We start from the raw sequence: 5,429 nt of genomic DNA on the forward strand, positions 1-5,429 counted from the left end.
GAATATGAGTGCAGTACATTTAACCAAAGCAGATTTTTTGACAAGAGTAGCAAACTATGAAGCGAATCCGAACGAATGGAAATTCCTGGGTGAGCGTCCGGCCTTGATTGATTTCTATGCCACCTGGTGTGGTCCGTGCAAGATGCTGGCTCCGGTATTGGATGAGTTGGCCGATGAATATGCCGGGCAGGTAGACATCTATAAGGTAAATGTAGACGAAGAGGAAGAACTGGCAGCCTTGTTTGGTATCCGCAGCGTGCCTTCCCTACTGTTTGTGCCGATGAGCGGTACTCCGCAGATGGCACAGGGAGCCTTGCCTAAGAAGAACCTGAAGGAGGCCATTCAGAATGTGTTGTTGAAGAACGATTGAGGTGTGATATATATTCAGACAGCTATAAAAAAGGAGGGCTTTACAGCTCTCCTTTTTTGATGGCTTCCATGATGTGGGCCGGAGCACGTTCGGCCAGCAATTCTTTTTTCATATAATCCATGTAAGGAGCTACGTGCCGGAAGAACTGATGGTATCCCTTGCACAGGTAGTTCAGCCCCGGCTCACCGTCGGCTGTGTGAGCGAAGCGGTTTTTCGGACATTCACCGTTGCAGGCAAAGAGGAACTCACATTCCTTGCACTGGCGGGGGAGTGAGTCTTGTTTCATTTGCCCGAACTTCATCTGACGTTCGCTGTACATCATTTCTACCAGTGTCTTTTCATGAATGTTGCCTAACTTGTATTCCGGAAATACAAAGTGGTCACAGGAATATACGTCGCCGTTGAATTCCATGACACCGGCATGCCCGCAAGTCTTGGCCATGGTGCAGACACCCGGCTGCGCACCTACCCAGTTGGCCAGGGTGGAGTCGAACAACTGGATGAAGAAATTGCCCACATCCTCGCGTACCCATTCGTCAAACAAGGTACAGAGGAAGTTACCCCATTGTTCCGGTGATACGGAGAAATCGGCTAGTTTCTCGTCTTCTTGTAGCGGACTGGCCAGGTGACGGCCGTCGGCATGGGGACTGATACGCTCTACAATCGGTGTAAACTGGATGTAGTGGCAGTCGATTTCTTTGAAGAAATGATAGAAGTCCAGCGGATAGTCCGCATTGAAATCATTGACTACGGCCAAAGCGTTCCATTCCACTCCGTGCTTTTTCAGTAACTGGACGCCTTGCATTACCTTGGTGAATGACGGACGTCCCTGACGGTTCTTGCGATATTCATCGTGAAACTCCTGTGGCCCGTCGATGGACACGCCCACCAGCCAGTTGTTCTTCTTGAAGAATTCGCACCATTCATCCGTCAGCAAGGTACCGTTGGTCTGGATGCAGTTATCGATGGTACGTCCGTCGGCATATTTCTGCTGTAGTTCCATCACCCGTTTGTAGAAACTGAGCGGGCGCATCAGGGTCTCTCCTCCGTGCCAGGTAAAGAGTACCTGCGGCATGGTCTGAGAACCGATGTATTCACGGATAAATTTCTCTAACAGCTCATCGCTCATTACGTGCTTGGAAATGTCTTTATATAAATTTGCCTTTTCCAAGTAGTAGCAATAGTCGCACGCTAAGTTGCAGATTGCGCCTACGGGTTTTGTCATCACATACAGCGGGCGGGCAAAAGGTGCAATGGTTTGACTCATGGTATTGGAATTTAATAAGTATTCAAGTTATTTCTTTTCTTCAGACAAATGTGTCAGCAGTCCCTCACAGGCATCTTCCAGGATGTCGAGCACATTCTCGAAGCCTTGAGCGCCTCCATAATAGGGATCAGGCACATAGTCGATGATTTTGGTACGGCAGAAATCGGTCATGCGGTGAATCTTCTGTTCACTTTCCACGTCGGGCGCTTTGTCGCGCAGAGCATCGATGTTGCGGTCGTCCATACCTAAAATCCAGTCGAAGTGATAGAAATCCTCCGTGCGCACCGGACGTGAGCGATGGGTCAGCTGGTAGCCTCTACGGCTGGCGTGAGCCCGCATACGTTCATCGGGCAGTTCTCCTTCGTGGAAACCGCTGATGCCTGCGGAATCAATTTCAAACTCTTTTTCTCTTCCTGCCCGGCGCACCAGCGTACGCATGATTTCTTCGGCAGAAGAGGAACGGCAGATGTTGCCAAGACAGACGAATAATATTTTTTGTTTCATCATTTATCAAGGTGTAAATACTGTTTAAAACGTGCTACATCCGTATTCAGGATGAGGCTTTCCGGAAACTCGGTTTCCTTGACCAGCTCTAGGGCATGGTCGTAGGTCGCAATGTCGAATGAGATGTGTGCATCACTTCCAAGGATGACCGGAACTTCGTATTGTTTGCAGAGACGGAGTATCTCTAAATTGTTGGGTCTTGCCTCCACTTTGTTGCGGCAAGGCTTTAAGGAACTGTTGTTGATTTCCAGCAGGGTGTGATGGGCCTTTGCGGCCTGCACAATCGGTTCAAAAAGCAGCTTGGCCGTACCGTCACCCGGATGGCTGATGATGTGGGTGTAAGGATTCTCGATGGTTTTAATCATCCCTTGCGTATTTTCTTCGGGAGTTCCCGGCGTGTAGCACAAGGAATGAATACCTGCGATTCGCAAATCCAGCAAGTTCATGTGGAATTCATCCAGGTCAAGCGTGCCTTGTGTGTCGAGGATATTGATTTCCGCCCCAAGCAGGAGTTCGATGCCGTACATCTGCCGCGGTACCACGTGCAGGTTGCGGAAGTAAATCAGGTGACAGCTTCCGGGAATTCCCGGCGTATGCTCTGTGATGCCGAGCATTTTCAGACCTTTGTCGGCGGCTGTCCGTGCCATTTCCTGCAGACTGCTGAAGGCATGTCCGCTGGCAATGGTGTGCGTATGTACATCTAATTCTATCTTCATGTGTATAGGGTTTAGGTAGGGTCTACATCATAATATACCATCAGTGAGCGGAAGCGCTCATCTTCTATGAGGGTGCGTTGTACTTGTGTCAGGTAGCGGCGTACCTTGCTAATGGAAGCTTCCTGCTCTATCTTGATGACAATCTTCCGGATGAAAAGCGATTGTATCCGTGCCACGGGTGGTTTGTCCGGACCTAATATCCGTTCGCCCATGCCTTGTCGCAGGTGAGCGGCCATCAGGTCGGCTGCCTGATTCAGGATGTCTTCCTTGCGGTGCTTCAAATATACATAAATCAGCCGGTAGAAAGGAGGGTATTTGAACAGGCTGCGTTCTTCCATCTGTTCCTGATACAAACGGGTGTAATCGTTGGCCATAATCTGATGGATGAGCGGATTCTCCGGCGACTTCGTCTGAAGCACCACCAGTCCCTGCTTGTTTTTTCGTCCGGCTCTTCCGGCCACTTGTGCCATGAGCTGGAACGCCCGTTCGTACGACCGGAAATCGGGATAATTCATCATCGAGTCGGCATTCAGGATACCTACCACGCTTACCCGGTCGAAGTCCAGTCCTTTGGAAATCATCTGCGTACCAATCAGAATGTCTGTCTTCCCCTCTTCAAAGTCGTTGATGATGCGCTCGTAAGCCGTGCGGGTACGGGTAGTATCCAGATCCATTCGGGCCACTTTGGCTTCCGGAAAAATCTGCTTGATGTCGTCTTCAACTTTTTCCGTGCCGAATCCGCGGTTCATAAGTTCCACTCCTCCACAAGCCGGACAGGCTGTAGGCACGGCGTAAGTATAGCCGCAATAGTGACACGTCAGCTGGTGAAGTCCTTTGTGATAGGTCAGACTCACATCGCAGTTCTTGCAACGCGGTACCCATCCGCAGGTGCGGCATTCAATCATCGGGGCAAAACCCCGTCGGTTCTGGAACAAGATGACTTGTTCTTTCTGCTCCAGTGCTTCCCGTATTTTCTGTAATAAAAGTGGAGAGAACTGTGCCGTCATCCGTTTCTTACGGGTCAGTTCCTTGATGTCCACTAACTCAATGTGTGGTAACTGAATCTGCTGATGGCGCTCGGTCAGTTCCACCAGACCGTATTTCCCGTTTCGGGCATGATAATAACTCTCCAGGCTGGGAGTGGCCGTACCTAACAGGGTTTTGGCTCCGTACATGGAAGCCAGCATGATGGCGGCATTCCGTGCATGATAGCGTGGGGAAGGGTCCTGCTGCTTGTAGCTCGTTTCATGTTCCTCGTCCACGATGACCAGTCCCAGTCGCCGGAACGGAAGGAATACCGAGGAACGGACTCCCAATATTACGTCATAACCTTGTTCGGTCAGTTGCTTTTGCCAGATTTCCACCCGTTCTGCATCCGGAAACTTAGAGTGATATACTCCTAAGCGTTTGCCGAATACCCGTCGTAACCGTTCGGTAATCTGGGTCGTCAGGGCAATTTCCGGAAGAAGGTAGAGTACCTGCTTTCCGGCTTTCAGCACTTCTTCTATCAGATGGATATAGATTTCTGTCTTTCCGCTGGCCGTCACGCCATGGAGCAGGCATACGTTCTTAGTCTGGAAGGAAGTCAGAATTTCATAAAAAGCCCGTTGCTGTGCGGGGCTCAGGGTGTGTAGCGGAACCGTCTCCGCGTGGTCTCCCGTAAGTCGGCCAATCTCATGCAGGTACGTCTCCAGTATCTGTTTGTCTACTAAGTTCTTGAAGACGGATTGCGTCTGTCCGGAAGCATCGAGCAACTCCTTCTTGCTGACTTCCCGGATATTTTTCCCTTCGGCGTTCCATCCCGACAATTCAAGGTATTTCATCAGGATGGCTTGTTGCTTGGGGGCTCGTGCCAGTAAATCAAACTGAATGTGCAGGTGATGTTCGTTTTGCAACGCTTCTGTCAGTCGTACCCGTACTTCTGTGCGTGGTTTGTAGCTTCGCTTGATTTCTTCCTTGATGCAGATGGCCTCTTTCTCCAGCAGCGATTTGATGACTGGCAACAAATTCTTCATGCCGCTGGCTTTTTCCAGTTGGGTGACGCATTGCTCCGGGTCGGCACTGAGCAAGTCTAGAATACGCTGTTCCCGTGGAGGGAGCGGTTCTGAGGCCACAAAATCCGGATTGTATTCCACCAGTGTTTCGCTTTCCAGTTTCATGCCCGAAGGCAGGGCTGCCTTGTACACGTCTCCCAACGTGCAGAGGTAATAGTCGGCCAGCCATTTCCAGAAAGAAAACTGCTGCCCTAACAAAACCGGGCGTGAGTCGAGCACTTCCGAGATGTCTTTGGTTTCATACGCCTCCGGAGCTGTTTCGTGTACTTTGGTAACAATGGCCGTATAAAATTTTTTAGGTCCGAAAGGCACGATGACCCGGCAGCCAGGCTGTATGCTCGCTTCCATACCTTCCGGAAGCGAATACGTGTACTGGCTGGCAATGGGCAGGGGTACTATGACATCCACGAATTTTTTCATGTTGCAAAGGTATAAAAAGCCCGTTACATAGCTTGTTCCCTCCTGAAACTTTTATAGATTTGTACTTGCCGTTTTTAATCTTTAGTTTAAAATGAAAA

At 50.0% G+C, this 5,429-nt stretch carries 5 protein-coding genes; 1 reads left to right on the top strand and 4 read right to left on the bottom strand.

The window, feature by feature from the left end:
• On the top strand, positions 1-370 hold a 370-nt coding region (gene trxA / locus ACMJ0U_RS05215), incomplete at its 5' end, for a thioredoxin (RefSeq protein WP_417128631.1).
• Positions 371-410: 40 nt separating this feature from the next.
• Here trxA and ACMJ0U_RS05220 read toward each other — a convergent pair.
• Genes ACMJ0U_RS05220 through priA form a run of 4 tightly spaced genes read right to left on the bottom strand, consistent with a single transcriptional unit; the run spans position 411 to position 5,331 of the window.
• Complete coding sequence (locus ACMJ0U_RS05220) at positions 411-1,637, bottom strand: anaerobic sulfatase-maturation protein (RefSeq protein WP_417128632.1); 1,227 nt, start codon at positions 1,635-1,637, stop codon at positions 411-413.
• A 27-nt stretch (positions 1,638-1,664) separates the two neighbouring features.
• The gene (locus ACMJ0U_RS05225; protein ID WP_417128634.1) at positions 1,665-2,144 is read right to left on the bottom strand and encodes a low molecular weight protein-tyrosine-phosphatase; all 480 of its coding nucleotides are present in this window, start codon (positions 2,142-2,144) and stop codon (positions 1,665-1,667) included.
• Positions 2,141-2,857 carry a phosphatase gene (locus tag ACMJ0U_RS05230; protein WP_417128636.1) on the bottom strand — a complete coding sequence of 239 codons (717 nt, stop codon included), beginning with the start codon at positions 2,855-2,857 and terminating at the stop codon, positions 2,141-2,143. The genes ACMJ0U_RS05225 and ACMJ0U_RS05230 overlap by 4 nt, the downstream gene beginning before the upstream one ends.
• An 11-nt stretch (positions 2,858-2,868) precedes the next feature.
• Positions 2,869-5,331 carry a replication restart helicase PriA gene (gene priA, locus ACMJ0U_RS05235; protein WP_417128637.1) on the bottom strand — a complete coding sequence of 821 codons (2,463 nt, stop codon included), beginning with the start codon at positions 5,329-5,331 and terminating at the stop codon, positions 2,869-2,871.
• Positions 5,332-5,429: the final 98 nt, after the last annotated feature.

It is taken from the genome of Phocaeicola sp., from assembly GCF_048170425.1.
Classification (GTDB): domain Bacteria; phylum Bacteroidota; class Bacteroidia; order Bacteroidales; family Bacteroidaceae; genus Phocaeicola.